24 protein-coding genes are annotated in these 25,569 nt (G+C 68.5%); 2 read left to right on the top strand and 22 right to left on the bottom strand.

Features of this window, described 5'->3' with window-relative positions; all coding sequences use genetic code 11:
• Positions 1–58 precede the first annotated feature (58 nt).
• The 16 genes from WDU99_RS12225 to WDU99_RS12150 all read right to left on the bottom strand — a co-directional run bounded on the left by WDU99_RS12225 (position 59) and on the right by WDU99_RS12150 (position 18,902).
• A complete protein-coding gene (locus WDU99_RS12225; RefSeq protein ID WP_337332741.1) occupies positions 59–2,500 on the bottom strand; it encodes a CHAT domain-containing protein in 2,442 nt (813 codons plus the stop codon).
• A gap of 64 nt (positions 2,501–2,564) precedes the next feature.
• The gene (locus WDU99_RS12220; RefSeq protein ID WP_337332740.1) at positions 2,565–4,160 is read right to left on the bottom strand and encodes a S8 family peptidase; all 1,596 of its coding nucleotides are present in this window, start codon (positions 4,158–4,160) and stop codon (positions 2,565–2,567) included.
• A 31-nt stretch (positions 4,161–4,191) separates the two neighbouring features.
• A complete protein-coding gene (locus WDU99_RS12215; RefSeq protein ID WP_337332739.1) occupies positions 4,192–4,653 on the bottom strand; it encodes a hypothetical protein in 462 nt (153 codons plus the stop codon).
• Complete coding sequence (locus WDU99_RS12210; protein WP_337332738.1) at positions 4,646–5,263, bottom strand: RNA polymerase sigma factor; 618 nt, start codon at positions 5,261–5,263, stop codon at positions 4,646–4,648. The genes WDU99_RS12215 and WDU99_RS12210 overlap by 8 nt, the downstream gene beginning before the upstream one ends.
• 188 nt (positions 5,264–5,451) lie before the next feature.
• Entirely contained in the window at positions 5,452–7,773 is a 2,322-nt protein-coding gene (gene purL / locus WDU99_RS12205) for a phosphoribosylformylglycinamidine synthase subunit PurL (RefSeq protein ID WP_337332737.1), read from the bottom strand.
• 71 nt (positions 7,774–7,844) lie between these two features.
• The gene (locus WDU99_RS12200) at positions 7,845–8,312 is read right to left on the bottom strand and encodes a hypothetical protein (RefSeq protein ID WP_337332736.1); all 468 of its coding nucleotides are present in this window, start codon (positions 8,310–8,312) and stop codon (positions 7,845–7,847) included.
• Positions 8,313–8,621: 309 nt separating this feature from the next.
• Complete coding sequence (locus tag WDU99_RS12195) at positions 8,622–9,257, bottom strand: hypothetical protein (RefSeq protein ID WP_337332735.1); 636 nt, start codon at positions 9,255–9,257, stop codon at positions 8,622–8,624.
• On the bottom strand, positions 9,254–9,982 hold the full coding sequence (locus tag WDU99_RS12190) for a hypothetical protein (RefSeq protein WP_337332734.1): 729 nt from the start codon (positions 9,980–9,982) through the stop codon (positions 9,254–9,256). Before WDU99_RS12190 ends, WDU99_RS12195 begins: the two co-directional genes overlap by 4 nt.
• A gap of 2 nt (positions 9,983–9,984) precedes the next feature.
• On the bottom strand, positions 9,985–10,689 hold the full coding sequence (locus WDU99_RS12185) for a hypothetical protein (protein WP_337332733.1): 705 nt from the start codon (positions 10,687–10,689) through the stop codon (positions 9,985–9,987).
• 74 nt (positions 10,690–10,763) lie between these two features.
• The gene (locus tag WDU99_RS12180; RefSeq protein ID WP_337332732.1) at positions 10,764–11,636 is read right to left on the bottom strand and encodes a hypothetical protein; all 873 of its coding nucleotides are present in this window, start codon (positions 11,634–11,636) and stop codon (positions 10,764–10,766) included.
• Positions 11,633–12,817, bottom strand: a complete 1,185-nt coding sequence (locus tag WDU99_RS12175) for a hypothetical protein (RefSeq protein WP_337332731.1) — start codon at positions 12,815–12,817, stop codon at positions 11,633–11,635. Before WDU99_RS12175 ends, WDU99_RS12180 begins: the two co-directional genes overlap by 4 nt.
• Positions 12,814–13,500: a hypothetical protein gene (locus WDU99_RS12170; RefSeq protein WP_337332730.1), complete on the bottom strand. Its 687-nt coding sequence runs from the start codon at positions 13,498–13,500 to the stop codon at positions 12,814–12,816. The genes WDU99_RS12175 and WDU99_RS12170 overlap by 4 nt, the downstream gene beginning before the upstream one ends.
• 2 nt (positions 13,501–13,502) lie before the next feature.
• Positions 13,503–14,201: a WXG100-like domain-containing protein gene (locus WDU99_RS12165; RefSeq protein ID WP_337332807.1), complete on the bottom strand. Its 699-nt coding sequence runs from the start codon at positions 14,199–14,201 to the stop codon at positions 13,503–13,505.
• A 194-nt stretch (positions 14,202–14,395) separates the two neighbouring features.
• Positions 14,396–15,988, bottom strand: coding sequence for an SDR family oxidoreductase (locus WDU99_RS12160; RefSeq protein ID WP_337332729.1), 1,593 nt, complete (start codon positions 15,986–15,988; stop codon positions 14,396–14,398).
• A 34-nt stretch (positions 15,989–16,022) separates the two neighbouring features.
• Positions 16,023–17,705, bottom strand: coding sequence for a S1 domain-containing protein (locus tag WDU99_RS12155; protein WP_337332728.1), 1,683 nt, complete (start codon positions 17,703–17,705; stop codon positions 16,023–16,025).
• 195 nt (positions 17,706–17,900) lie between these two features.
• Positions 17,901–18,902: an SDR family NAD(P)-dependent oxidoreductase gene (locus WDU99_RS12150; RefSeq protein WP_337332727.1), complete on the bottom strand. Its 1,002-nt coding sequence runs from the start codon at positions 18,900–18,902 to the stop codon at positions 17,901–17,903.
• Positions 18,903–19,019: 117 nt separating this feature from the next.
• On the opposite strand from WDU99_RS12150, the gene WDU99_RS12145 reads away from it, so the two are divergent.
• Together WDU99_RS12145 and WDU99_RS12140 are read left to right on the top strand one after the other, a co-directional pair.
• Positions 19,020–19,586: a TetR/AcrR family transcriptional regulator gene (locus WDU99_RS12145; RefSeq protein ID WP_337332726.1), complete on the top strand. Its 567-nt coding sequence runs from the start codon at positions 19,020–19,022 to the stop codon at positions 19,584–19,586.
• 59 nt (positions 19,587–19,645) lie between these two features.
• Positions 19,646–20,542 carry an SDR family oxidoreductase gene (locus WDU99_RS12140; RefSeq protein WP_337332725.1) on the top strand — a complete coding sequence of 299 codons (897 nt, stop codon included), beginning with the start codon at positions 19,646–19,648 and terminating at the stop codon, positions 20,540–20,542.
• Positions 20,543–20,580: 38 nt separating this feature from the next.
• Here the strand turns inward: WDU99_RS12140 and WDU99_RS12135 are convergent, their stop codons facing one another.
• From WDU99_RS12135 to WDU99_RS12110, 6 genes are all read right to left on the bottom strand, one after another.
• Positions 20,581–21,891: a type II toxin-antitoxin system HipA family toxin gene (locus WDU99_RS12135; protein ID WP_337332724.1), complete on the bottom strand. Its 1,311-nt coding sequence runs from the start codon at positions 21,889–21,891 to the stop codon at positions 20,581–20,583.
• Complete coding sequence (locus tag WDU99_RS12130; protein WP_337332723.1) at positions 21,891–22,130, bottom strand: helix-turn-helix transcriptional regulator; 240 nt, start codon at positions 22,128–22,130, stop codon at positions 21,891–21,893. The genes WDU99_RS12135 and WDU99_RS12130 overlap by 1 nt, the downstream gene beginning before the upstream one ends.
• A 109-nt stretch (positions 22,131–22,239) precedes the next feature.
• Positions 22,240–22,617, bottom strand: coding sequence for a type II toxin-antitoxin system VapC family toxin (locus tag WDU99_RS12125; protein ID WP_337332722.1), 378 nt, complete (start codon positions 22,615–22,617; stop codon positions 22,240–22,242).
• Positions 22,614–22,868, bottom strand: a complete 255-nt coding sequence (locus tag WDU99_RS12120; RefSeq protein ID WP_337332721.1) for a type II toxin-antitoxin system Phd/YefM family antitoxin — start codon at positions 22,866–22,868, stop codon at positions 22,614–22,616. Before WDU99_RS12120 ends, WDU99_RS12125 begins: the two co-directional genes overlap by 4 nt.
• A 45-nt stretch (positions 22,869–22,913) precedes the next feature.
• Entirely contained in the window at positions 22,914–23,627 is a 714-nt protein-coding gene (locus WDU99_RS12115) for a DUF2786 domain-containing protein (RefSeq protein WP_337332720.1), read from the bottom strand.
• Positions 23,628–23,748: 121 nt separating this feature from the next.
• On the bottom strand, positions 23,749–25,467 hold the full coding sequence (locus WDU99_RS12110) for a DUF6398 domain-containing protein (protein ID WP_337332719.1): 1,719 nt from the start codon (positions 25,465–25,467) through the stop codon (positions 23,749–23,751).
• Between the last annotated feature and the right edge of the window lie 102 nt (positions 25,468–25,569).

Genomic DNA, 25,569 nt, shown 5'->3' with positions numbered 1-25,569 from the left:
CCTTCCATGTATCAGGAGCCCCCAGGCAGCATCCTGATACATCGGATGGAGAAATCTCTCAGAGCCCTGTTCCGCTGCACTGGAAGGGCGTGCGCAGACCGGTCTGTGCGGATGCTGCAGCCAGCGCCACCGCGGGGGATTCGCCGGCGCTGAGTCCGACGTGCAGAGCGCTGAGCAGTTCGCCTGCCACGTCGTCCGGCACGACGACCGGTGCCGCGATCACACTGCGTGAGCCGGCGTGCAGCCAGACCCGCGTCATCCCGAGCGCTTCCTCGCCCCAGCGCACCGACGACCGGCCGAGTTCGCACGCCGAGAGCACGACGGTGTCCGGCACCTGGGCGATCATGTCGACGTCGTACCCGAACAGTGCGCCGTCGGCGAGCTCGAATCCGGAGAACAGCGGATTGTCCGCTGCATGCCGGCCGTGCGCTGCGATGTGCAGCACGTCGACGCGCGCGGCCAGCGCGGTCACCGCATCCACACGTGCCTCTTCGCCGGTGAGCACACCTGCGTCGCGCCAGGTGGATGCCGCAGCGCGAACCTCCTCGATGCCGCGAGGCACGTTCGGCCCGGCGGCGAACCCCGCCGATCGCAGGGGACGGGACGCCTGGCGCTCCTGCGTCCACCGCGACATCGAGGTGGCCAGGGTGAACGGCCGTGTGGACATCGTCGGCAGCATCCCCCACGGGATCCCGGCGAGGATGCCGGGAACGGTCAGCACGACGCGACGGTCGCCGATCAGTGCGCGGATCGGGCCCAGGAGGGCGTCGTCGAGGCGGCGCAGCCGATCGTCGAGTGCGCGGGAGACGATCGCGGCCATGGGGCCGGTGCGGATCGAGGCCGACACGTCGAGGTCGGCGCGCAGTCCGTCTGCGGCGTGCTGAATCGCGGCGTGGTCGAGCACCGCGATCGTGCTGGAATCGGCCGTCGTGACGACGCACATCGAGCTGTCGCCGGTGTACACGAACGACAGGGCGGCGATCGGGTGGCCGGACTCTCCGAGCTCGGCGCGCAGCGCGCCCAGGGTGATCCGCGGGCGGGCACCGCCTGCGCTGGTCGCCGTCCATTGGCGCTCGCGGACGCGATCACGCAGCAGCCGGACCTGCGGGTGCGACGCCCACTCCTGGCCGGTCAGCTCGGCGCGCAGCGTGCGCAGCTCGGCCAGGTCCTCGGCGTGTCCGGTGTCGTGCGGAGGGCGCACCGCGGCGACCTGCTGGCTCAGATGGCGGGCGCGCTCCGACCAGTCGAACAGCACTTCGGGGTCACGACTCTCGGAGGCGGTGGACAGCCCCGCGAACACGAGGTTCGTGCCGTGCATCGCGATCGAGGCCTGCAGGTCGAGTGCCCCGAAGGACTGCTGCCATGCGGTGAGCAGGTCGAGACCGTCCGCCGCATGCCGCCGAGACTCGGCCGGACGCATCCGCGACCGGGCACGTGCGGCGCGCACCTCCGCGGCGCGCAGCCGCAGCGGAATCGGGGCGTGCTCCGGCAACTGTATCGGGCGACTCCGGTCGCGTCGCCGGGTGGCGGCCAGAGCATCGCTCAGCCGCACCGCCGTCGCTTCGCTGGGGAAGCCGGCCCGCTTGAGCTCAGCGGCGGTGGTGGCGAATTCCGCCGCGGGTGGTGTCGACCCGGCATCCAGCTCGGCATCCAGGCGGATCGCATCGCTGCGCGCGGCCCAGCTGTCCGCGCCCAGCCGGCGGAAGTGCCGGGCAGCGGTCCGCGCGACCCGCCGTGCGCGGTGCGGATCGTGATGGAGCAGGGAGCGGGCGAGCTGGTACTCGGCTTCGGCGCGGGCCTGACGCATCCGCGCCGCACCGAAGGTGGCGGCCACCTCGGCGAGCAGATCCTCCGCTTCATCGACCAGACCCGCATCGCGCAGCACTTCCGCACGGTCGAGATCGCTCATCGCCGCGTTCACCCGCGAGGCGGCCGCGATCACCGGTCGCGACCGGGCCATCAGATCGAGTGCTTCGACGAGGTCACCGCGCAGCAGTGCCGTGTACCCGAGGTTGTGCCTGGCCTCGGCGGCGGCAGCCGTCTCACCCGCCTGGTCGTAGATCAGGACGGCGCGCTCGAGGTCTGCTGTGCACGCGTCGAAGGCGCGACGGTGCATGTGCACGAGCGAGCGGTTCATCAGGCAATTCGCCTGAGCCATCCCGTCGAGATGATCGATCGCGCGACCGAGCATGGTCTCGGCTTCATCGAGGCGGCCCGCCCGGGTGAACAGCACACCGAGCTGGCCGGCCAGGATCGCCCTGGTCTCGTCTCCGACCCCGTCCTGCTCGAGCGCCTCACGGCACAGGCTCTCGGCGCGCGCGGGTTCGCCGGTCTGGGCGAGGACGTACGCCGTGGTGCCGGCGATCCGTGCCCGCAGGTCGGCGTCGTCTGCGGGCGCTGCCGACCCCGCGCGGCCGAGTAGACGCCGCGCCTCGGAGTAGCGCTGGGCGTTCGATGCCGCGCGTCCGCGTTCGTACAGCTCGCGCGCAGAGTTTCCCATCCGATCAGGATGCCGTGTCCGGCGCTCGTGCGAAAGCTCGGCGATCGCGTGCCGCCCGCAGGCTTCAGCCGAGTGGAGCGTCCGGCGGCAGCGCCGCGAGCACCTTCCCGACGGCCTTCCTGATCGTGGTGGCGGAGGCCGGGGCATCCGTCGGGAGCGCGCCCAGCAGCGCCGCGACCTTTCCGGCGACATAGGGCGCTGCGAACGAGGTTCCGCTCCAGGCGACGAAGCCGCCGCGGTAGTCGTCGGGGTCGACGGTCTGCCGGTCGACACCGGCGACGTCCGCCCGCGTCGCGGCCTGTGCGCCGCCCGTGAACGCCGGAGTCGTCGAGACGACCATGGCGCCCGGTGCGAACGTGCGCACCCATGGTCCCACGTTCGAGAACAGCGCCAGTGAGCGCCGTGACGGGTTCAGGGCGCCGACCGAGACGAGCGGCACCGCTTTGTCGGGCCGCAAGCCGTTGTCTGCCCCTGGCCATGCCCACAGTGATGCCGGGAACGACGGTCGGTCGATCGCATCGTTTCCCGCGGAGCACACGACGACCGTGCCCAGCGCGCGCGCCGTGTGCAGCATGTCGTGCAGCACGAGGGAGAACTGCCCGTCGAGCGGGGTCTCGTGGTAGTACCCCAGCGACAGGTTCAGCACGTCGACCGGATGCCCGCCCTTCTCGCCGTGGACGAACCGACGCTGCAGCTCGATGACGGCTGCGAGCACCTGCAGGAAGGTGCTCTCATCCACGACGCCGAGCGAGTTCGCGATGCGGATCGAGAGGATGTCGGCATCCGGCGCCGTCTGGCGGATGAGTCCCGCGATGAAGGTGCCGTGCCCCGCGACCGCATCGATCTCGCCGTCGAGCTGGCCGTACAGGTCGGGATAGCGCTCCGGGTCGTCATCGTCGGTGAGGCCGATCGGGATGCCGTCCAGGTCGAATCCACGCGTCACGATCGACTCCGGAAGCCACTCGTGCTCACCGCATCCGGTGTCGAGCACCGCCACGACCGCACGCCGAGTCCTGCGCGGCAGCGCGCTTCGCACCGGCGCCGCGCCGATCCACGCGATCGGCTGGCGCCCTCCGCGACCGGGCTCGAGGTAGTCGTCGCTGCCCACGAGGCCCGCACCGCGCACCGGGTTGGTCCTGGTGAACGGGTTGGTCCTGGTGAACGGGTTCGTGCGGGTGAACGGGTTCGTCCGGGTGAACGGATTCAGGCCGACCGGGTCGAGGGCCAGCACGTGCTCGAGTCCTGCTCTCGGCATCGGGTCGCCGACGATCCGCCGAGCACGCTGCAGCACCCGCCACGCGTCCGGCGGCACAGGCGATTCGCCTTCTTTCGGAATCTCCGGCGTCGTCAGCACGGCACGGTGCACACCGGGGATGCCCGGCAGCATCCGCGCGTCGCGTCCTGCACGGATGACATCCGCGTCCTGCACCGCCAGCTGCCAGCCGAACGAGTTCGCGGCCTGCGTCAGCGCGCGCAGATCCCGGTCATAGGCGTCGTCGCCGCCGTCCAGCCGGTCGGATATCAGCAGCCGGTCGGGCAGATACGCGGTGGGAAAGGCGCGGATGCCGTCCACGGGCTCCACGGTCGGGTCCAGCGCCGAACCACGGGGGATCGACCCCTCGGCGCGGTCCTGCCAACTCCAGTTCTCGGGCTGCGCCATCGATCTTCCTCTCGGCTCGACGCTTCAGTGGTCACACCTCGAAGTGCGGTGTGAGCAGGTCTTTCCGGTCGCTGCCGATGATCAGGCGAACGCGGCTCAGTCCGGGTGGGATCTCGTCGAACGCGAAGCGTCCCTGATTGTCCGGGGCCGTGGTCCAGGTGCGGTCGTTCTGGGTGAGCTGCACCTCGACGGCGCCGGCATCCACCCACCCGTCCACGCGCCGGCGACCGCGTTCGGCGTGCGCGACATGCAGCAGGATGCTCGCCGAGCCGTCGCTGAACTGCAGCGTGCTCGTCTCGGCCTCACCACCCGCCGCACCTGCGCGCACCGGCGTCTCGGCGTTGGAGATCAGGGTGAGCAGCGCGTACTCGCGCGAGATGTCGGTCACGGCGATCGCGGCGATCATGCGATCGGCGAGGTCGGTCGCGGGTGGATCGATGCTCTCGGCGGCGGCGCGCAGCCGGGCGAGCAGCTCGAGGTCGGTTTCAGCCATCGTTCCCCCGTTCGTCCACGCCGTCGGCATGGGTGAGCCGGGCGCGCAGCTTGACCAGGCAGCGTCCGCGGGTGGGGCCGATGCTGCCCACCGGCATATCGAGCTCGGCCGCCAGCGTCGCGTAGTCGGGGCGGTCATCGAAGGCGATGACGCGCAGCAGTCGCCGGCAGCGCTCGTCCAGGGCGGCCACCGCCTTCCAGAGCAGACGTGCCTCGTCGGATGCGGTGACCGTCGTCTCGGCGGACTCCTGCACCGGCAGCATCGGCTCGAGAACCACGTCGTCAGTGGCATCCGCGCGTCGCTCTCTCTTCACGACCTTCCACGCCTCGCGGCGGGCCGCCGTCGTGAGCCAGCCGGAGATGGAGCGGAAGTCCGAGATCTTCTCGTGTCCTCGGACGAGCGCGAGCCAGGTCGTCTGCACGACGTCCTCGGCGAGCGGGCGATCGAGGCCATAGGCGCGCACCACGTGCCAGAGCACGGGAGTCATCAGGCGCACCAGGTCGTCGATGGCGCGTGCGTCGCCGGAACGCCAGTCGGCGAACAGCTCGGCGGCGCGTTCCCATCTCGCCGGGCCATCGCTGAGGGCACCCCCACGGGCAGCGTCGGTCATGAAGATCATTGTGCTCACACATACCGGGAGCGCGGCAAGCGGTTCCTGATACATGACGCGCTCAGCCCGGCGCGGCCTGTCGTCGCCTCGCCGTCGTCTCGACCGGCGCCTCGCCGTCGTCTCGACCGGCGCCTCGCCGTCGTCTCGACCGGCGCCTCGCCGTCGTCTCGACCGGCGCCGACGACGCCTTATCGCGGCTCTGCGACCGTCGGTCCGAAGACGGCCGGCAGGGCGCCCTGCGACACCTCGCGCAGCTCGTCGACCGTGGCGGTGAAGACGTCCTGCACCTCGAGGGTGGGCTCGCTGTCGGTGACGCCGATGCGCAGCACCGGGTAGCCGCGTCCCTCGCACAGGCCCTGGAACTTCACGTCGTCCTCGCGAGGCACGGTCACGATGACGCGGCCGGTCGACTCCGAGAAGAGGGCGGATGCAGCATCCACCCCATCGCGCTCCATCAGCTCGGTGAGCCACACGCGGGCGCCGACGCCGAAGCGCATCACTCCCTCGGCGAGCGCCTGGCCGAGGCCGCCCTCAGACAGGTCGTGCGCCGACGAGATCAGCCACTCCTCGCGGGCGGCGCCCAGCAGCTCGGCCAGGCGCTTCTCACCGGCCAGGTCGACCTTCGGCGGCAGCCCCCCAAGGTGTCGGTGCACGGTGTCGGCCCACGCCGAACCCGACAGCTCGGTCGAGGTGACGCCGAGCAGGTAGATGTTCTCACCGGCGTCCTGCCAGCCCGACGGGATGCGCCGCGACACGTCGTCGATGATGCCCATCACGCCGACCAGCGGGGTCGGGTGGATCGGCACATCGCCGGTCTGGTTGTAGAACGACACGTTGCCGCCGGTGACCGGGGTGCCCAGCGCGTAGCATCCGTCGGCGAGACCGTCGACGGTCTGCCCGAACTGCCACATCACCTCGGGGTTCTCTGGCGAGCCGAAGTTCAGGCAGTCGGTGATCGCCGTCGGCACGGCGCCGGTCACGGCGACGTTGCGATACGCCTCGGCCAGCGCCAGCTGCGCGCCCGCATACGGGTCGAGCTGGCAGTAGCGGCCGTTGGCGTCGGTCGAGATCGCGAAGCCGAGCCCCGACTCCTCGTCGACGCGGATCATGCCGGCGTTGTCGGGGAACGCGAGAGCCGTATTGCCGCCGACGTAGTAGTCGTACTGGTTGGTGATCCAGCTGGTGTCGGCGAGGTTCGGCGAGCCGAGCAGCTGCAGGAACTGCGTCCGCAGCACTTCGGGCTCGTTAGAGCGGGGGAGGTCTTCGGCAGCATCCGCCTGCAGCGCGTCGATCCACGTCGGGTACGCGACCGGGCGGTCGTAGACGGGGCCGTCGACGGCGACCGTCGACGGGTCGACGTCGACGATGCGCTCGCCCTGCCAGTCGATGACGAGGCGGCCGTCGCCGGTGACCTCGCCGAGCACGCTGGTCTCGACGTCCCACTTGTTCACGACGGCCATGAAGGCGTCGAGCTTCTCGGGGGCGACGATCGCCATCATGCGCTCCTGGCTCTCGCTCATCAGGATCTCTTCGGCCGTCAGCGAGGGGTCGCGCAGCAGCACGTTGTCGAGCGAGACGTGCATGCCGCTGTTGCCGTTCGCGGCCAGTTCGCTGGTGGCGCACGAGATGCCCGCGGCGCCGAGGTCCTGGATCGCCTCGACGAGCTCGCCCTGGTACAGCTCGAGGCAGCACTCGATGAGCACCTTCTCGGCGAACGGGTCGCCGACCTGCACGGCGGGGCGCTTGGTGGGGCCGCCGTCGTCGAAGGAGTCGGATGCCAGGATGCTGGCGCCTCCGATGCCGTCGCCGCCCGTGCGGGCGCCGAACAGGACGACCTTGTTGCCGACGCCCTCGGCGTTGGCGAGCTTGAGGTCCTCGTGGCGGAGCACCCCGACCGCGAGGGCGTTCACGAGCGGGTTGGCCTGGTAGACCGAGTCGAACACGGTCTCGCCGCCGATGTTCGGCAGGCCCAGGCAGTTGCCGTAGAAGCTGATGCCGCTGGTGACGCCGTGCACCACGCGCGGTGTGTCGGGGTGGTCGATGGCGCCGAAGCGCAGGGCATCCATCACGGCGACGGGGCGTGCGCCCATCGAGATGATGTCGCGGACGATGCCGCCGACACCGGTCGCGGCACCCTGGAACGGCTCGATGAAGCTCGGGTGGTTGTGGCTCTCGGCCTTGAACGTGACCGCCCAGCCCTCGCCGATGTCGACGACGCCGGCGTTCTGCCCCATGCCGACCATGAGGCGCTCGCGCATCTCGTCGGAGACCTTCTCGCCGAAGCGGCGCAGGTACTTCTTCGACGACTTGTACGAGCAGTGCTCCGACCACATCACCGAGTACATCGCCAGCTCACCGCTGGTGGGGCGACGGCCGAGGATCTGCTTGATCTGCTCGTACTCCTCGGCCTTGAGGCCGAGGGCGCCGTACGGCTGCTCCTTCTCAGGAGTCGCGATGGCGTTCTCGACGGAGTCGGGAACGTGGGTGGTGGGGGTGTTCGGGGTGGTCACGCGGGCTCCAAGAGAAGAGGGAGGCGGGGCGAGACCAGTCTACGTCGACACTGTGGGCTTGACGGCGCCCGTCAGTCGGTGCCGGACGCAGCGAGCGTCTCGGCTGCGAGTGCGACGACGTCTGACCACGTCCAGTCCCCGTCGGTGGGGACGAGGGGCTTCTTCGCCTTGCCGGGTGCGGTTTCCCATACCCACGCATAGGGGATGACGTGTAGCGCGATGCGTGACATCGGGGCCGGGAGCGGAGCTGCATACACGACGCAGACAACCGCTGAATCGCCGAAGCGCCACCAGTCGGCCCGGCGCACGCCCGTGCGGATCAACTCCCGCGCGTACGCGGATTCCGGCGTGGTGAGGTCGATCCCGATCTGGTTGCCGTACTGCTGTTCGCACGCCATCCCGATCTCGCCCCACAGCAGGTCGGCACGAACGCGCAGTTCCTGATGCTCAGCATCGTTGGTGTCGTGCGCCGACGGCACCCAGGAGAGCGGAATGATCCACGCCGCACCGCCGGCCATCATCGAACGTGACGACCGCACCCACCGTCACGGATTCTGGCCGGAAAGCCGATCGGTCGCGGCGGGCCCTGGCCCACGCTCAGCTCGCTTTCGGTCTCGCACTCGTCAACCCTGACACATCGGTCCAGGACCACTGCAGATCGATGCGCCAGACGGGCTTGACCGCGCGCGATGCGTAGACCCAGGTCCGTCGCCTCAGTGCGCCTCACTGCTCCATGCGAGAGGCAGGATGCGGGCATCACCGCGCACGAGGACTGGATTGTCTGGTGTAAGCCATCCATCGGTATCCGCCGTCGTAGTGGAAATCTTGGTCCAAACCCACGTCTCGTGTCAGCCCGTCGGCGACGACGAGGCGAAGCCGACGACGTCGGCCCATGACCAGCTCAGATCGAGGACGGGCATCTTCTTCGCCTTGGTCGGGCGTCGGCTCGACACCCAACCGACGGGAACCACGTGCAGTGCCATCTTCGATTTGCTCGCATGTGGTTCGGCGTAGTGCACCAACACCACCGCGAACTGATCGAATGCCCACCACACCGCGTTTTTCGCTCCGGTCTGCGCCAGTACAGCCGCGTATGGGTTCGCCTTCTGTGCGACCTGATCGAGTTCGACGTTCAGGGGATCTCCCTGGCGGTACCAGCACGCAGACATGATGCTCTGTCCGAGTTCGCTCCCGCGCTCGTCGAGGAGTCGCACGCCGGGGAGATCGCGGTCGGCGGTAGGCGGCAGCCAGAACAGTGGCACGATCCAGGCTTCACCGCGTGACAGCACCGGGACGTCCGCGGAAAGCCACCAGTTCTGGTTCGGCGGTGCGGACGCGGCCGACAGGCGGGACTCGACAGAGTCGATGATCGCCTCGCCGCTCGTGATGAGCGTGTCGCCATCGAATGTGACCACGGCGCCGGCATCGATCGTTTCGGGGGCGAGCGCGCTCCGTGGTGTGGCGTGACCTGCCGGTACCGTCATGAGTTCAGCCCCAGGGTCAGGCCCTGGCCCGTTCCAGGCCAGAGTCCGGGGTTATAGTCAACCTTTGTTCCGGTCGCCGATTCGGGTACGTCGATGACAGCTTCGGGCACCCCTGTGGGCAGATAGCCGCCCGGGATCCAGTTCTCATTGGCGCCAGCCTCGTTGCCTGATGGCACACGGAGATTCGTCAGCTCCTCCGGGGCGAAGTTCCTGATCTCGACGTCTTTCAACGGCTTGTTCAGATCGTTATCGACGTGGAACCATTCTGGCTTCATGCCCAGGGCATCAGCGAGGGCGTGCGCGTCGCCACCGGTTTCGTCGAGGACCCTCTGCAATTCAGAGGTGGGGAAGACGAACGTGGAGTTATCGGCCTGGCCGGGACCGTATTGGTGCAACGAGTCCGAGAAATAGATGCGGCTGGCGCCGTCCTTGAACTGGTCAAGATGCTGAGTGATGTAGTCATCGTCGAGGTAGTCACTGGGGTCGGGGGCGTCGCCCTTCCAGCTGACCACCGAATCCGGCGTCCAGTCAGAGTCGCTCTTCCACCCGTTCTGGAGGGAGTCGGGTACGAGGTCGCGGTCGTCGAGGTCGGTGATGTCGCCCTTGTTGCGTTTGTGGGCGTTGCCGTGCTTGCGGAACATATCGGCCAGCTGGCGTACGTGGACGGGTGCGTCATCCAGGGCGCGCAGCAGCGGGCGGATGGCGTCGACGTCGATCTTTCCCATGCTCAGTCTCCCGTGATGCTCAAGCTGGCGAGGTCGGACATCAGTCGCTCGGTGAGGGTCTCCATATCGGCGGCGTGCTGCTCCATCTCGCCCGACGCCTGCTCCAGTGCCTGCAGGTCCGCGTAGAACTCATCCGGATCACCGGCGACGGCCTCCACGATCGGCGAGTCCAGTGCGGCCATGATCACCACCGGCAGCTCCTCGACCAGCGGCTCGATCGCCATCGGCAGCAGCTGGTTCAGCAGCTGCTCCACCGCGATGTCCACCGCAGCGTTGAGCAGCTTCTTCTTGATCAGCAGCATCGGACCCGACCCGGCCGCGGTGATCGGGTTGGTCAGCATCGCCACCAGCGTGATCAGCGTCGTGGTCACATCGGCGATCACCTTGATCTTCAACCCCGTCACCACCCCCGCCGCGATATCGATCCCCGTGGGGACGGGGCCGAGCAGATCCAGCAGCTTCTGCAGATTCTGCGACCGGTTCATGTTCCACGCCCCCACATACGCCGGGCCCGCCTGACCGCGCATCGCCGCAGCGAGGTCACCGTTGACCTTGCGGTCCATGACCTGCATCTTGCCCTCAAGATCATCACGGAAATTCGAGATCATCACACCGGCACGACGGAGCTCGTCCTCATCGATATCCGGCCACTCGAACCCGAGCTTCTCCATCACCCAGATCAGCTCATTCGGCAACATCATCCCCATGCGGCACCCTCCACCACGACTCTAGGCACCCCCGGCGCACACCGCGACGGGGAGCACTACCCATGCACGCGGTCTCACTCCGACTGGGCGGGAGCCTCTCCGGGGATGAAGTAGCGCACCGGCGAGAGCCCGGTGCGCACGACGGCGTCGCCGGCCGCATCGAGGAACTGATCCATGCTCGCGAAGCTGATCGCACCCGACGGGTCGGCGACGATCACGTTGTCGACGACGGGCAGCAGCGATGCTGTGCCCTTCGGCCAGGTGGCGAAGGTGGTGGTCACACCGGTCTCGAGCACCCGGATCTTCGGGTCGATCAAGTGCACGTCCGGCCGTTGCAACGCCGCGGACTGCGCCTCGTAGGCGCGCACGCTGAACAGTCGCAGCACGCGCTGGACGCGCATCTCCAGGGCCGGGAACCGCGCGATGGGGTTGAACCTCGCCCACTGTCCGTCGGCGACGGCGACCGGATGGGCACTCACCAGCGGGCCGCCCGCGTCGTACAGCTCGTCCGCCAGGTCGAGAACGCGACCGAACGCGGCCTCGTCCTCGACGCCGACGATCGCGACGCGATCGCGCGACAGCGCGATCAGCACCGGGTCGCCGGAGAGGCCGGCGGTCGCGATACGGGTCGGGTCGACGAGGACGGATGCTGCCAGCACCTCGTCCTCGATGAGGATCAGGCCGTCGACCGGGGCGGGAACCGCGCCGGCAGATGCCACGGCCGCAGCGACCGCGTCGGTGAACGGATCCGCCCAGGCTTCGACCTGCCCCTGCGTGACCGCCGTCCCCGTTGAGGTATTCGTCAGTCCGACGAACAGTTCGCCGCCGACGTACTGCACGCGCGGGTGCGCGTCGCCGGGAGCGGTGATCGCGAGCACGCCCAATTCGCTTGCCCCATAGATCCGCGGCACAGCATCCATCTCGATATCTCCGAATGCATTCGTCACGACTGACTGTCCTTCTCATTCTGCTCTGCGGCACCGGCCGTTGCTCGCCGCCGCTCCGCGGCTGCGACGAGGTCGCTCCATGTCCAGCGCACGTCGATCTCGCCGGTCGCCGGCGCCGACTGTGAGCGACGCCGATAGACCCAGCCGGGGGGCACGAGGTGCAGCGCCAGTGCGAGGTCTCCGTCGTCAGCGCTGCCGGTCCGCACCAGTGCGGCACCGTGAGCCGAGTCGAAAACCCACCAGTGGGCCTGCGCCGCGCCTGCTGCGCGCAGTGCGGCTGCGTATGCCGCGACAGTTCCGTCACCGACCTGCTCGAGATCGAACCTGATCGACTGACCGCCCCGTTGGTCGCAGGCGTCGCGGATGCTGGCGGCGAGCAACTCCATCCGATGACGCTCTTCGCGCGGGTCGAGCCCGCTCGTCGTCGGATCGGCCTGCATGGCGAGGGGAACGATGCGAGCCCCGCCGCGGACGATCACGGGCACGTCGCCGTTGGCGGACTCGTTCGCGACGATCGCATCGACGCTGCGCAGGACCTGCTCCGCGTCGGCGGGAATCCTCCATCCCGACCTCGCCTCGGTCGGTGCCGTTCCGCGGGGATCGCCCGTGGCCACTACATGTGCGGCATATTCACGCGCGGAGGTGATCGCCTCCGCGCCGGCGCGCTCCAGCTCGGCCGGGCGCGACGCCTCGAGAAGGGGATGCCACTCGCCGAACACCGGCACGGGCAGGCGCAGCCCATCGGTCGGGATGCCCTCCGCCTGATGGAATTCGTCCTCGCTGTCCGGCGCCGACACCGTGACGTTCAGCAGTCCGTCGGCGGAGAAGTCCTGTGTGACGGTGACCACGTCCACCAGGGGGAGCTGCTGCTCGCCCGCCGGGTAGAAGCGATCGATGCTGCGGCGGCAGAACAGCATCCCATCGACCTGCTCCCACGACAGCTTTCGGATCATCTTCTTCGCGCGGCTGTGGAACGTGACCGTGAACCGGTAAGCCTTGGGCGATGCGTGGATCGACCAACCTGGCGGCTGCTCATCGGGTACGACGGTGAGACCACGGCCCTGCTCATACTGCGCGCGGGCCTCGTCGATCGTCAGGTACGGGTCGTCGCCGAGCGCTTCGAGACGATAGATCTCGAAACTCCTCGGGTAGCGGACGCCGTCACGATCGACGGCTGTCACGAGCCGAACTCGAACTTCTCGAACTTGCCCCAGGTGCCGCCCACTGACGGATCAGACGGCGTCGCGTTCGGGTGGATCTCGAAAGAGACCTCGGCCGAGCCATCGGGCAGGATGCCGCCGGGGATCCACTGGGCGTTCGCACCGCCTTCGTTTCCGGTCGGCACGTGGTACTTCCCGTTGTTGAGTTCATCGAGCGTGAACTGCGCCTTCACGATGTCGGCGTCGACGAAGAAGTCCTCGCTGAGACCCAGGTTGGTGGCGAGCTCCTGCGGAGTCTTCGCCTCAGCCCGGATGCGGTCGTACTCCGAAGTCGGGAAGACGAAGGTCTCACCGCCGTTGCCAGGACCGTACCGGTCGAGGTTCTCCTGCGTGTAGAAGCGGGTAGCGCCCTCGTTGAACAGCTCTTTGTGCTTGGTGATGTAGTCGTCGGTGAGGTACTCGGAGGGATCGGGGCGCGTGCTCTTGTCCGCGTCGATGATCTGGTTCGGGGTCGGACCGTCCTTCTTCCACCCGTTCTGCAGCGAGTCGGGCACGATGTCCGTGTCGTCGAGGTCGGTGATGTCCACGCCGTTGCGCTTGGTCTTGGCGCCGTGCAGACGGAACATGTCTGCCAGCTGTCGCACATGGATCGGCACGCCGTCCATGGCATCCGTCACTCTGCGGATGGTCGGTCCGAGTCCCATGTTCAGTCTCCCGTGATGCTCAGGCTCGACAGGTCGGTCATCAGCTGCTCTGTCAGCGTCTCAACGTCGGCGGCGTGCTGCTCCATCTCACCCGATGCCTGCTCCAGCGCCTGCAGGTCGGCGTAGAACTCCTCGGGGTCACCGGCGACGGCCTCGACGATCGGCGAGTTCAGCGCACCCATGATGACCGCGGGCAGCTCTTCCACCAGCGGCTCGATCACCATCGGCAGCATCTGGTTCAGCAGCTGCTCCACGGCGATGTCGACGGCGGCGTTGAGCAGCTTCTTCTTGATCAGCAGCATCGGGCCCGAGCCGGCGGCCGTGATCGGGTTGGTCAGCATCGCCACCAGGGTGACCAGCGTTGTGGTGACATCGAAGATCACCTTGACCTTCAATGCGGTCACCACGCCTGCGGCGATGTCGGTTCCCACCGGCACCGGTCCGAGCAGGTCCAGCAGTTTCTGCAGGTTCTGCGACCGGTTCGTGTTCCACGCGCCCACATACGCAGGCCCGGCCTGACCCCGCATGGCCAGCGCCATATCGCCATTGACCTTGCGGTCCATGACCTGGATCTTGTTCTCGAGGTCCGAGCTGAACACCGAGATGATGTCCCCGGCACGACGAAGCTCGTCCTCATCGATATCCGGCCACTCGAACCCGAGCTTCTCCATCACCCAGATCAGCTCATTCGGCAACATCATCCCCACGGCACAACCTCCACGAGTCCAGGGTATTGGTCTCGGTTGGAAAGCCGCGATGGGGAGAACAACCCATGCGCGTGGTGAAGTCGGGCCCAGGTGGCAGAACCTGCATGGGGTACCCGCCGCTGGTCGGCACGGTGCTGCGCTGGCTGCCGGCGGTGATCGTGGGCGTCGCACTGGCACTACCGCGCAGCTCACGGCGAATCGGCATCGACCTGCAGAACCTCGGCCGCCGCGACGATCCGCGCGGCCATCCCCTTGAAGATGAATCCGTGGAACGGCAGCACGGCCAGCCAGTAGAGTCGCCCGGTCAGCCCGCGCGGGAAGAACACGGCGCGCTGGGCATACCGCGAGTGGGCACCGTCAGCGATCGCGCGCATCTCGAGCCACGCCTCGCCGGGCACCTTCATCTCGGCACGCAGCCGCAGCAGTCCATCCTGCCCGCCGCTCCCGTCACCAGCGCCCCCGTCACATCCGTCAGGGGTCTCGAGCGCTTCCACGCGCCAGAAATCGATCGCGTCGCCCACCGCTGCGCGGGTGCGCGAGCGCCGGCCACGCCGCAGCCCGACACCGCCGATGAGCCGGTCCATCCAGCCGCGCGCGGCCCACAGCAGCGGCGATGAGTACCAGCCGTTCTCGCCGCCGATGCCGACGATGACCGACCACAGCTCGGCGGCGGATGCTGTCGTCTCGACGGAACGCGAGTCGGTGAACACCGTGTGACCGGCCCAGTCGGGGTCACTCGGCAGCGGATCGCTGGGGGCCCCGTGCACCTCGGCGTCCTGCCAACTGGTCTCGACACTGTCGGCATCCACCCGTCCCAGAGCGAGGCGCACGGCGCGCCGGTAAGGGGTGAGTCCGTCGACGGGCGGGGCGATGAGGTCGTCGATCGCGTGGTCCTTCATCACGCACTCGTTCTGCAGCGACGCCACCAGCGGGCGGGCGATCGCGCGCGGCACCGGAGTGACGAGGTTGACCCAGTGCGAGGCGAGCTCGGGAGTCAGCACCGGAAGGGCGGCGATCCCCCGCTGCGGTAGACCTGCCTCGACGGCGTAGCCGTTCATCATCTGTCCGTAGCGCAGCACGTCCGGCCCGCCGATGTCGACAGCACGGTTCACATTCGGTGCGACCTTCGCCGCGCCCAGCAGGTAGTGCAGCACGTCGCGCACGGCGATCGGCTGAATGCGATTGCGCACCCATTTCGGCGCCGGCATGTACGGCAGCACCTCGGTGAGGTGACGGATCATCTCGAACGACGCCGAGCCTGAGCCGATCACGACCCCTGCCTGCAGCACGAGAGTCGGCACACCGGATCCGAGGAAGACCTCGCCCACGTGCACGCGCGAGCGCAGGTGGGGCGAGAGCTTCGCGCTCTCCGGATGCAGGCCGCCCAGGTACACGATCCGCGAGACGCCCGCGTCGCGTGCGGCATCCGCCACGGTCTGCGCCGCCTGCTCGTCGGTGATTTCGAAGCGGCCCCCGGCGCCCATGGAGTGGATCAGGTAGTACAGGATGTCTACGTCCGCCGTGGCGTCGGCCATGATCGCGGTATCCTGCGCGGTGCCCTCGACGATCTCGCACTCGGCGCTCCACGGGAAGGCGCTCACGCGGGCCGCGTCGCGCGCCAGCACGCGCACACGGTAGCCGGCGGCCAGCAGTCGCGGCACGAGTCTGCCGCCGATGTACCCGGTGCCGCCGAGCACCAGCACTCGGGGCGTCGATTCGTCGGCGCCGACCGGCGCGCGGAATTCGGGTTCTCGGCCGGTCGGCTGCGTCAGGCTGCTCATGGCACCGACTCTAAAGCCGGCCGTTCTTGGATGGCTACGGCCGCGTGTCGTCGTGGTGCACGATGCGGCTGAGCTCGATCGCGCCGCCGCGCAGCTCCCAGTAGTGCAGGCGCCGCGCACCGGGGGCGTTCTGCTCGATCGATGACCGCCAGCACTTCGCGCCGTCGGCATCGCGTACGACGTACGGGTCGTCGCCGCCCTCGCCGGTGCGCAGCCGGTGCAGCTCGCGGGCGGGGATCTCACGGTCGCGGCCGGTGATGGCATCCACGCACGCGCGCACCGCCTTGCTCAGCTGCGCCTCGTCGAGCGCGCCGAGCGAGTCGATGAAGCCCGACCCGAGGGCGTACTCACGCAGCGGCCAGCGGGTGCGCTCGCCGGCGGCGGTGCGGTTGCCCCAGGTGCGTTCGATTTCGAGGCGGATGCCGTCGGCCGTGGCATCCACGTGCGAGCGTTCGGCCGCGCGTCGGGCGTCGCGCAGGGCGCGCCCGGCCTCGCGACGATCCTGTGTCGCCTCGGCCAGTTTCGTCTCGACGTCGGCGCGGGCGGCGCGTTCGTCGGCGAGCTTGGCCCGCAGCTGCTCGTTCTCGGCACGCAACCGCGCGGCCTCGCCATCATCGGCGCGTCCGCCTCGGGCGACGAGATTGGTGAGGGCGAGCAGGTCGCTGCGCAGCGCGGCGATCTCGTGCGCGAGCGCGGCAACGTCGTGCCGGGTGGCATGGTCGCCGGGCGCAGGAGCGGATGCTGCCGCCGGCGCGACTGCGCCCGGTGCGGCATCGGTCGCCGGGGAGGTCTCGGGGCGGGCATCCGACTCCGCCGCGGTATGGGCGCGGCCCTCGGCAAGCCAGGGTGCGCCGCCGACGACCAGCGCGGGCGCGGACGTCAGGGGCTCGTCGGCGTCGGCATCCGCGTGGCTGAGGGTGATCTCATGGCCGGGCCCACGGCGCACGCGCACGCGGATCACATCGCCGACGTGCAGCACGTCGCTGACGGGCACGTCGTCTCCGGCGACGTCGCGGCGCCGCAGCACCACCGAGACGCGCGGATGCAGTTGCACGGTGGCGCGCAGTTCGGTGACTTTCACGACCAGCGCGAGGGCGTGCGTGCCGTCGGCGAAGGCGTCGAGGTCGACGTCGAGGGGCTCGGGACGCAGTTCGAGATCTTCGAGGATGCCGGTGACCGGTTCACCCGCAACCAGTGCGGCCGTGAGCGGCATGTCGGGTGGCAGCAGTGCTGCGGTCGCCGTGACCATCATGCCGTCGTCGAGCGTGACGATCGCGCGGGTGTCGTCGTCGAAGAAACGCTGCACGATGCCCGTCGCACGTTGTGCGCGGGGCACCGGCGCCGACTCGACTGTGCGGCGTCCGGTCTGCGCCAGGGCGTCGTCGATGAGGTCGGTGGTATCGGAGTGCTCGGGGAATCGCAGGTGTGAACGGTGCCAGTCGGGGGCGGTGTCGAAGTCGGGCGGGTACACGCGCGCCGCGCCGTTGAAGACCTGCGTCTTGGGTGGCAGCAACTGCTCGAGGTGCTTCGAGGCGTGGCCGGTCTCGACGGTGAAGATCTCGGCGACGCCGTCGAGTTCGGCGCGCAGACGGGCGATGTCGAACGCGTAATGCCCGTCGGATGCTGTCGATACCAGCACCAGGGGATGCTTGCGAGGCATCAGGATGCGAGTGGCAAGCGCCTCGGCCAGCTGGGCGGTCGTGACGTCGGCGGTCATGCCGCGAGTCTAGGTCGCCGGGCTGGCGTCGTGCCGGAGGCGCGGGCCGGGCGGTCGCGCGCGCTTACGTTCTGGGGGCCGACACGCCAGATGACGGACCGAATCCCGGGAATCGTCCGCTATCTGGCGTGTCGGCCCTCGAGCTGTAACGGCATGGGTACCGCTACGGAGCGGGGGCTCGGTGAGCAGGGGGGATTACTGCACCGACCACCCGCCGTCGGAGGCGAGCACGGCGCCGTTGATGTTGACGCCGTCGTCGCTGAGCAGGAAGGTGATGGACGCCGCCAGCTGCTCGGCCGTCGCGACGGACGGGATCGCCTTCTGGAACGGGCCGAGGCGGTTCGAGCCGTACTCCGACATGTTCGGAGGCATCGGGATGCCGGTGGCCACGCCGCCGGGGGCGACGGAGTTCACGCGGATGCCCATCGGGCCGTACATGAACGCGGCCGACTTGGTGACGCCGATGATGCCGTGCTTGCTGGCGGTGTAGGCGTTGCCCGAGGCGTTGCCGCGCAGGCCCGCCTCGCTGGCGACGTTGAGGATGGAGCCGCGGCCGGCCTTCTCCATGACGGGCAGCACGGCGCGCATGAGCTTGAACGGAGCGGTGAGGTTGATGGCGATGACGCGGTCCCAGACGGCATCCGAGGTCTCGCCGGCGGGCGAGAAGTCGTCGTTGATGCCGGCGACGTTCGCGAGACCGTCGATGCGGTCGCCGGCGGTGGCGATGACCTCGTCGATGACGTCCTGCGAGCGGAGGTCTCCGGCGACGGTGACGATGTCAGCATCCGCCAGCTCGGTCTTGAGGGCGTCGAGCTTGTCGGCGGCGATGTCGGATGCGATCACCCGGCCGCCCTCGCGCGCGATGCGCGCGGCGGTCGCCTTGCCGATGCCGGATGCTGCGCCGGTGACGATCACGGTCTTGCCGGCGAAACGGCCAGGGGCGACCTGCTCGACCCAGCCGGTGGACGCGGCGTCGGTGGGGATCTCGCCGCCGTTGGCCGCGCGGACGAGGTCGTCGACGACCGACTGGGGCATCGCGCCCTGGCTCATGGCGACCAATTGCTGCAGCGGCAGGCCGAGCACCGGGGTGAGCTGGGCGGGGTCGGATCCCGATTTCTCGAGCAGGCCGCGGATGAGCGGGCCGCCGGTTTCGTCGTTCAGCCATTCGCCGATGGTGGAGTGTGCCGTGAGTGCCATGATCTCTCCTCTGTACTGATTGGGTCCCTGAGGCTGTCGAAGGGCCCGAGCCTGACGAACGGGAATAACGCAACGATGCGTCTCGTTATTCCAGTGTACTCCCGATATCCTGAGCGCATGCCTCGTCCTCGCAGTGAGAAAGCCCGCCAGGCGGTGCTGTCGGCCATGCGGCGCGCACTCGCCGAAGACAGCTACGCCGCTGTGACGATCGAAGGCCTCGCCGCCGAGGCAGAGGTGTCGAAGCAGACGATCTATCGCTGGTGGCCGTCGAAGGCCGCGATCCTCGGTGAAGCGCTGCTCGAGGGCGAACTGCCCGGCGCTGATGCGCTGCCAATGACCGACGACCTCGCGAGCGACCTGCGGGCGTGGTTCACCGCGGTGTCGGACCAGCAGGGTGATTCGGCATCGGTCGAACTCGCCCGTGCGCTGATCGCTGTGACGGCGACCGACCCCGAGCTCGGCGCGCAGCTGAACGAGCGGCTGGCGGCGCCAGTGCGCACCTGGGTGGCTACGCGGTTGGGTCTCGCGCGCGAGGCAGGGGATGTGCGGGACGACGTGGATGCTGATGCCATCGCCGACCAGTTCATCGCGATGGCCAGCTATGCCGCACTGCTGGGCAAGCCGCTCAGCGCTGATCGCATCGACCACACGGTGGACGCGATCCTGCGGGGGATCGGCGCCTGACCTCTTGCTTCCCGTCCGGCGGTCGGCCACGCTGAGAGCATCTGAGCGAGGGGGCTGGGATGACCGGAGACTGGGGTGGTCGCCGCGCGCTGGTGACGGGCGCGAGCAGCGGCGTCGGGCTGGAGATTGCGCGGGCGCTCGCCGCGGAGGGCGCGCACGTGGTGCTGCCGGTGCGTAACCGCGATCGAGGGGATGCTGCGGTGCGCAGCATCCGAGAGTCTGTGCCGGACGCGTCGCTGGAGGTCCGCGCGCTCGACCTGGCTGATCTCGCATCGGTCTCGGCACTCGGTGAGGCGCTGCGCGCCGAGGGAGCGCCGCTCGACCTGTATGTGATGAATGCCGGCATCATCCTGCTCGGCGACCGCGAGCGGCACGTCACGGTCGACGGGCACGAGCTGCATCTGCAGACGAACTTTCTCGGGCATGCCGCGCTGACGCGTGAGCTGATGCCGTTGCTGAAGGCCGGCCGCGCACGCGTCGCTGTGCAGTTGAGTCTGGCGGCGGCCCGTGGTCGACTGGACGATCTCGAGAGCGAGCGGCGCTACAGCGCGTGGCGCGCGTATGCCGGGTCGAAGCGCGCGTTCGGACTGTGGGGTGTGGAGCTCGCGCGCCGCAGCGCGTCGGAGGGCTGGGGTCTGAACGTGAACCTTTGCCATCCGGGTGTCGCGCCCGACACCGGCATCGCCGCCGGTGTACGTCAGCAGCCGAAAGGCGCGGAGTCGGGCGGCAGGGCGCGACTCGCGCGCCGCATCGGCAACACTCCCGCACAGGCGGCGCAACCCGCGCTGATGGCCTTGGCGTCGGATGCTGCGCCGGGCAGGTTCTACGTGCCGGGCGGGCGGTTCGGGATGTCGGGCGCTCCGCGCGAGCGTGCGCTGTTCACGGCGCTGCAGGACGAGAGCGAGGCGCGGCGGATGTGGGAGTTCGCGGAGGGCGCGGTGGTGCGGACCGGGTGACTAGGGGTGGGCTCAACGCGGCAACGGCGAATAGAGCGCTACCCGACCGGACCACCCCAGCCGCCCGGTGCGTTTCGCTGCGGGAACACTCGATCCGGTCGCTGAGGCGTCTGACGAGCGCGTTGTCGTGCGGTTGTCATGGGCAGAGTATCGAGCAGTCGTTGCGTCTGGCGGGTGATCATTCCGACCAGCGACGGGTCGGCGCCGGGGAGCGGCTGTTCCGCTTCGGCGATTGCATGGGTCTCCTCGAGAGCATCCGCGATGAGCGTACGCGCGTTGCGCAGTCCCCACGACCCCACTTCGGCGAGTAGGTCTTCGCCGTCGATGTCGAAGTAACCCGACTTGCCGTTCACGAGGAGAGCGACGTCATCGTCCAGATCCATATGCAGTTGCGGAACGACATCGTATTGCGGGGCGAGTCGGATCTCCCCGCCAGGGGCGTGGAGGAGCGAGATGTTCTTCGAGTGCATGTCGAGGTTCCCCAGCGCGGTGGACATCGTGAGCATCCTCACGAGCGTGCGCACTTCCGACACGGTCGCATGCTCGCGCAGCGTTGCCGCGATTGCACGCAGACGTCCGTCGCCTGGCCGCTGCTCGTATTTCGCATCCCCCCGGTAGCCGAGAACCTGATTGAAGTCCTCTTGATGGATCCGCCCACCGTCCTCACGGTCGTATCGCTCGATGACGAGTGCGCTGCGTCCGTCAAACGTCTGGATTCGGGTGTCGAAGTCTGCGAGCCGGAGCCCGCGGGTGAAGCGTGAGCCGTACTCCTCGTCGAAAATGAGCGAGCGGAACCTTCCCGACTGCGGTTTGAGGATATGGGTGGATGGATACCCATCCAGTGGCTCTGCCCACACTCCGTCGACGTACGCGAGGAGAACCTTGTCCTGAACGCCGGCGAGCGAGGAGAGGCGGCGGCGCCCTTTGTTGCCGAGGGGGTTCGTGCCCACGTCGTCGAACATGGCGACGATCGCGGTGTCGGTGACGGGGCGCGCTTCAGGGGTACGTGGTTCTGCGGGGTCGGTCGGATCCCATATCTGCAGTGCACCCGCGACATCGCGACCGTATCGTGCCAGGAGGGCCATCGTGTTCGTGGAATCCAGCCGGGCGTTCGACGCGAGTTGCGCGCGCACCGCTCCTTCACTGAGCAGCTCTTCGAAGAAATTGCGTTCCTGTAGGTCGTTCTTCCGGCTGCTGTGTTCAAACAACGGCACGGCGATCGACAGCTGCGTGCTGCCGATCCCGAATCGTTCGATTGCCTCAGGGCTGGCTACGAAGATGAACTCGTCGCGCTCGCCGAGGAGGGCGCCGATCTCGACATCGTAGAGTCCGACCGCGAGTTCGGCCATCAGAGCTTCGCCTGTGCGTCATCGGAGATCTCGGTGTACATCGTCACGCCGGTCGCTCGCATGTACTCGAACAGGCGGGTAAGCGCGAGGGTCGGCTTGCCACTCTCGAGCTCGATGACATATCGCCGGTTGACGTCCATATAGTCGGCGACCTCGTCCTGAGTGAGTTCGTTCGAGAGTCGCGCCTCTCGAAGGATGCGGCCCAACGTTTCCGGACTGGTGACACGAGCGCTGCGCATGGTTACGATTTCCTCACACTCGACATAATGTGCGAATTTTCACACTAACAGATGCGTGTGCGAAAAACAGCACATGCATATGGATCGGCCTGGGGGCGCGGAGGCGGGCTCACGCCTGGATGGTCGGTACGCCGCGACGCTCCGCCTCGCGGGCGAGTTCGCGATCGAAGGTGAGGATGCCCGAGACAGCGTCGTTCAGGCGGACGGCTGTCGCCAGGTGCAGAGAGTCGAGTGTTCGCAGACCACTGCGCAGCGAGATCGCCTCGGTCAGAACATCATCGTCGAGGGGGACGAGAGCGACCCGGTCGAGTAACTGCTGCGCGGCGTCGATGCTGATGGTTCGGCGGTCGGCGGCCGCATGAAGCTCGACGGCGAGAAGCCGCGAGGACACGAACGAAGTGCCGTTGGCGAAGAGCGCTCGGATGCGTCTGGTCTCAACCTCTTCGATCAGGGCTTTTGCCGCTGCTGAGGTATCGAGGTAGATCACAGGCGGTCCGAGCGGAGGTCATCGAGGATCTGCCGGGTCGATTCGGTGGTGCGCACGGCGGGCGTGGGCAGGGCTCCTGTGGCGGTGGGGAGCGACACCTGTCCGCTGGCGACGAGTTTGGACCAGAGATCAGTGGCCGGCGGTGACAGCTGCGCGATCGGTCGGCCCCGATCGGTGACGGTCAGGGTTTCGCCGGCAGCGACCCGCGCCAGCACACGCGCGGTTTGCTGGTTCAGCTCGGTCTTCGACACGTGGCCCATCCTCCAATGATTATCCGAATCTACTAGATGTAGTAGTTATTCACGCGGGCACTGTTCCACTGCGTGCTCGCCCGTATTCGCGGTGCGGCCCGAGCTCTGGCCCCGGATGAACGGCCCGGCGTCCACACCGCGGCGCTGACGCGCTCTGCGCGTGGGGATGGCGTGCACGAACGCGTCCACCCGGTCGCGGCGCGAAGCGAGCACGAGGTCGGTGCCGCTGCCGGCTTCTTCGACGACGGTGCGTCGGTTCTCGCGGATGCGCTCGGCGACACCCGCGCCGAACCCGCGGACGAAGCCGCTGCGGGCGCGGCGCCGGTCGCTCTCCGACGCCCGGTGGTAGCGGTGCCGCTCGACGTTCCACCACGAGCGCATGGCGACCATCGCCTGCACCTGCAGGCTCGCGGTGAGCACTTGGGCCTGACGTACGTCTGATGCATGGCCGATGAGGTACAGCGCTGATGCGGACTCACTGCCGTAGAGCGGATGCACCGTGCCGAGCGCCAGCGCGACGCCGGCGCCCAGCTCGCGGAGGTCACGGGCGTAGACGCCGGCGAACAGCAACCGCTCCTGCACGATCTCTTCGTGTTCCGCGCCGCTTCGCGCCCGCCGCTCGTCGATGCGCGCCTGCTCGATGCCGTACTTCAGCATCAGCCGCTCGGCGTGCTCGGTGAGCGCTTCGGCTTCTTCCGGCGTGGTGCTCTCGGCCTTCGCCAGCAGCTTCGTGATCAGGTCGAGCTTCGTGGTGCCCATGTCTCCTCCAAGGTTTCGAGTGCTTCGAATCCTCGGTGCGGGCACCGACGCCCGGGCCGTCATCTCCGGGAACTGTGGACAGGTCTGGTTCTGCGGGCGTTGTGCAGGAGGAGTGGCTGGGTCAGTCCGCCTGCTCTGCCGCGATCGCGGCCCGCAGCCTGTCGCGCCGTGCGATCAGTGCCGTGCGCGTGCGTGAGGTCAACAGCGCGGCGTCGCCGAGGGCATGGTCGTACCGCCACTCGTAGTGGTCGACACCGAGCGCGGAGAGCATGGTGAGGGCGCGATCCTGCGGACTCGACTTGACTCCCAGCGACTCGGTCAAGCCCTTCACCGTCACGGCGGCGAACGCGTCGTTGGCATTGGCGATGATCCAGCAGAGGGCGGCCGCGGCGTTCGTGCTCTTGCCGCGGGCGAGTACGTCGGCGTCAGCCTCGGCGATGCGGGAGATCAGCCTTCGCGCGGCCGTGCGCAGTTCAGCATCCGCAAAGAAGTCGATGCAGGCGCCATCGACGATCTCGGCGACCTCTTCGATCTTCACCGCGGTCGATCGGGTCAGCGGGGGCAGCGTCAGAGGCTCATCCGGCAGGGCAGCGGTGTCGAGGGCATCGAGAGCGGGCATCCCGCCGGTGCGCAGCGCGACCCGACGCAGGAAGTACTCGTCTGTCGAGATGTCTTCCTCGAACAGCCCGCCCGCGCCGAATGGATCGGAGGCGCCGAGCACCTGCTGCACCATGCCCAGCGTGCCCGGCCGCTGGTCCGCGGCGATCAGGTCGCGGTACTGCGGCTCGAACTCGTCGATCGCGTGCAGAGTCTCGGCGGTGTATCGGGCCGGCACCGACCGCTCGGCGTGCGCGAAGCGCACCAGGGCACGCATCGCGTCGGGAATGCCGGCGAGGTAGGCGGCATCGGCCATCACCTTGCGGGGAATCAGGTCTACCAGCACCATTTCGGCGACTACGGGGCTCCAGCGCAGCGGCTCGGTGCCGCTGTAGTACGGCCCGAAGTTCAGCAGAGTGCGCACCTGGTCGGCGATGTCGGGTGCGGCCCCGGCCGCGAATTCGGATGCCAGGAATGCCTCCACGATCGCATCCAGTTCCTGGTCGGTCGCCTCGGCCTTCTGGTATCCCGTTCCGCCGGAGGGGAGGAGCCGCAGCATCCATCGGGTCAATGGGCGCGTGCCGGGCCAGGAGTCACCCTCGAACGGGTCCAGCAGATGGCTCTCATTCTCGAGCGCCTCGTCGATCTTGGCGCGGGCGTCTTCGAGCAGCAGCTCTTCGGTGACGATGTCGTCCTCGGCGGCGCCCTCGTGCATCCGACCGACCACCTCGGTGAGGGGCAGGTCGACGGCGAAGCCGTCTTTCGGGATGGTGCCCATGTTGTGGTCGATGTACAGCACGATCGTGAACGACCGACCCGCCGTCTCGACGCCGATGAAGAAGTTCTCGCCGTCGCCGAGCAGGTGACTGCCCTGGATGACGCGTGTGGGCTGCACCTTGTCGAGCTGACGCAGCCACGCAGGCAGTGAGTGTCGACGAAGTGGCAGCTCGCGTTGCGCGCGCTCGCGCAGCCGGTCGTCGTCGAGCATCTGCGCCCACACCATCAGCAGGGCGTCGGTCTCGCGCATCCCGACGTCGAAAAAGCTGTCGATGAGGTCGTCGCGATCGATCTTCGGCCGCGATGGTGCGCCGCCTCCGCGCGCCATGTGCCGCATGCCGGCGAGCGGGTCGGGCTCGGTGGCCTGGGCGAGCATGCTCGCGTACTCGAGAAACGCCAGCGGATGCGGGTTGCGCAGGGCCTCAGCGAGTGGAGCGGTCAGCGATTGAGGGCCGGATGGATGCACAGGGACAGCGTAACTTCCCGGCTCCTTCGTCTCGTCGCTGCGCTCCTCGCTCAGGATTCGCTTCGCGACCCGGAGCACCTCAACACCCTTGAGGGACGTCTG

This window comes from Microbacterium bandirmense (assembly GCF_037204185.1).
In the GTDB taxonomy this organism is placed as follows: domain Bacteria; phylum Actinomycetota; class Actinomycetes; order Actinomycetales; family Microbacteriaceae; genus Microbacterium; species Microbacterium bandirmense.
The sequence above is the reverse complement of the archived record's forward strand: the minus strand, read 5'-3'. Positions and strand labels throughout refer to the sequence as shown.

Bases quoted from the DNA above. Each gene is read 5' to 3' on its own strand.
- WDU99_RS12225 (WP_337332741.1), bottom strand. From the start codon at position 2,500: ATGGGAAACTCTGCGCGCGAGCTGTACGAACGCGGACGCGCGGCATCG.
- WDU99_RS12150 (WP_337332727.1), bottom strand. From the start codon at position 18,902: ATGGCACTCACGGCACACTCCACCATCGGCGAATGGCTGAACGACGAA.
- WDU99_RS12130 (WP_337332723.1), bottom strand. From the start codon at position 22,130: ATGCGCAGCGCTCGTGTCACCAGTCCGGAAACGTTGGGCCGCATCCTT.
- WDU99_RS12160 (WP_337332729.1), bottom strand. From the start codon at position 15,988: ATGAGCAGCCTGACGCAGCCGACCGGCCGAGAACCCGAATTCCGCGCG.
- WDU99_RS12220 (WP_337332740.1), bottom strand. From the start codon at position 4,160: ATGGCGCAGCCCGAGAACTGGAGTTGGCAGGACCGCGCCGAGGGGTCG.
- WDU99_RS12115 (WP_337332720.1), bottom strand. From the start codon at position 23,627: ATGGGCACCACGAAGCTCGACCTGATCACGAAGCTGCTGGCGAAGGCC.
- WDU99_RS12135 (WP_337332724.1), bottom strand. From the start codon at position 21,891: ATGGCCGAACTCGCGGTCGGACTCTACGATGTCGAGATCGGCGCCCTC.
- WDU99_RS12210 (WP_337332738.1), bottom strand. From the start codon at position 5,263: ATGACCGACGCTGCCCGTGGGGGTGCCCTCAGCGATGGCCCGGCGAGA.
- WDU99_RS12145 (WP_337332726.1), top strand. From the start codon at position 19,020: ATGCCTCGTCCTCGCAGTGAGAAAGCCCGCCAGGCGGTGCTGTCGGCC.
- WDU99_RS12155 (WP_337332728.1), bottom strand. From the start codon at position 17,705: ATGACCGCCGACGTCACGACCGCCCAGCTGGCCGAGGCGCTTGCCACT.
- WDU99_RS12165 (WP_337332807.1), bottom strand. From the start codon at position 14,201: ATGATGTTGCCGAATGAGCTGATCTGGGTGATGGAGAAGCTCGGGTTC.
- WDU99_RS12190 (WP_337332734.1), bottom strand. From the start codon at position 9,982: ATGGGAAAGATCGACGTCGACGCCATCCGCCCGCTGCTGCGCGCCCTG.
- WDU99_RS12195 (WP_337332735.1), bottom strand. From the start codon at position 9,257: ATGACGGTACCGGCAGGTCACGCCACACCACGGAGCGCGCTCGCCCCC.
- WDU99_RS12140 (WP_337332725.1), top strand. From the start codon at position 19,646: ATGACCGGAGACTGGGGTGGTCGCCGCGCGCTGGTGACGGGCGCGAGC.
- WDU99_RS12215 (WP_337332739.1), bottom strand. From the start codon at position 4,653: ATGGCTGAAACCGACCTCGAGCTGCTCGCCCGGCTGCGCGCCGCCGCC.
- WDU99_RS12170 (WP_337332730.1), bottom strand. From the start codon at position 13,500: ATGGGACTCGGACCGACCATCCGCAGAGTGACGGATGCCATGGACGGC.
- WDU99_RS12185 (WP_337332733.1), bottom strand. From the start codon at position 10,689: ATGGGGATGATGTTGCCGAATGAGCTGATCTGGGTGATGGAGAAGCTC.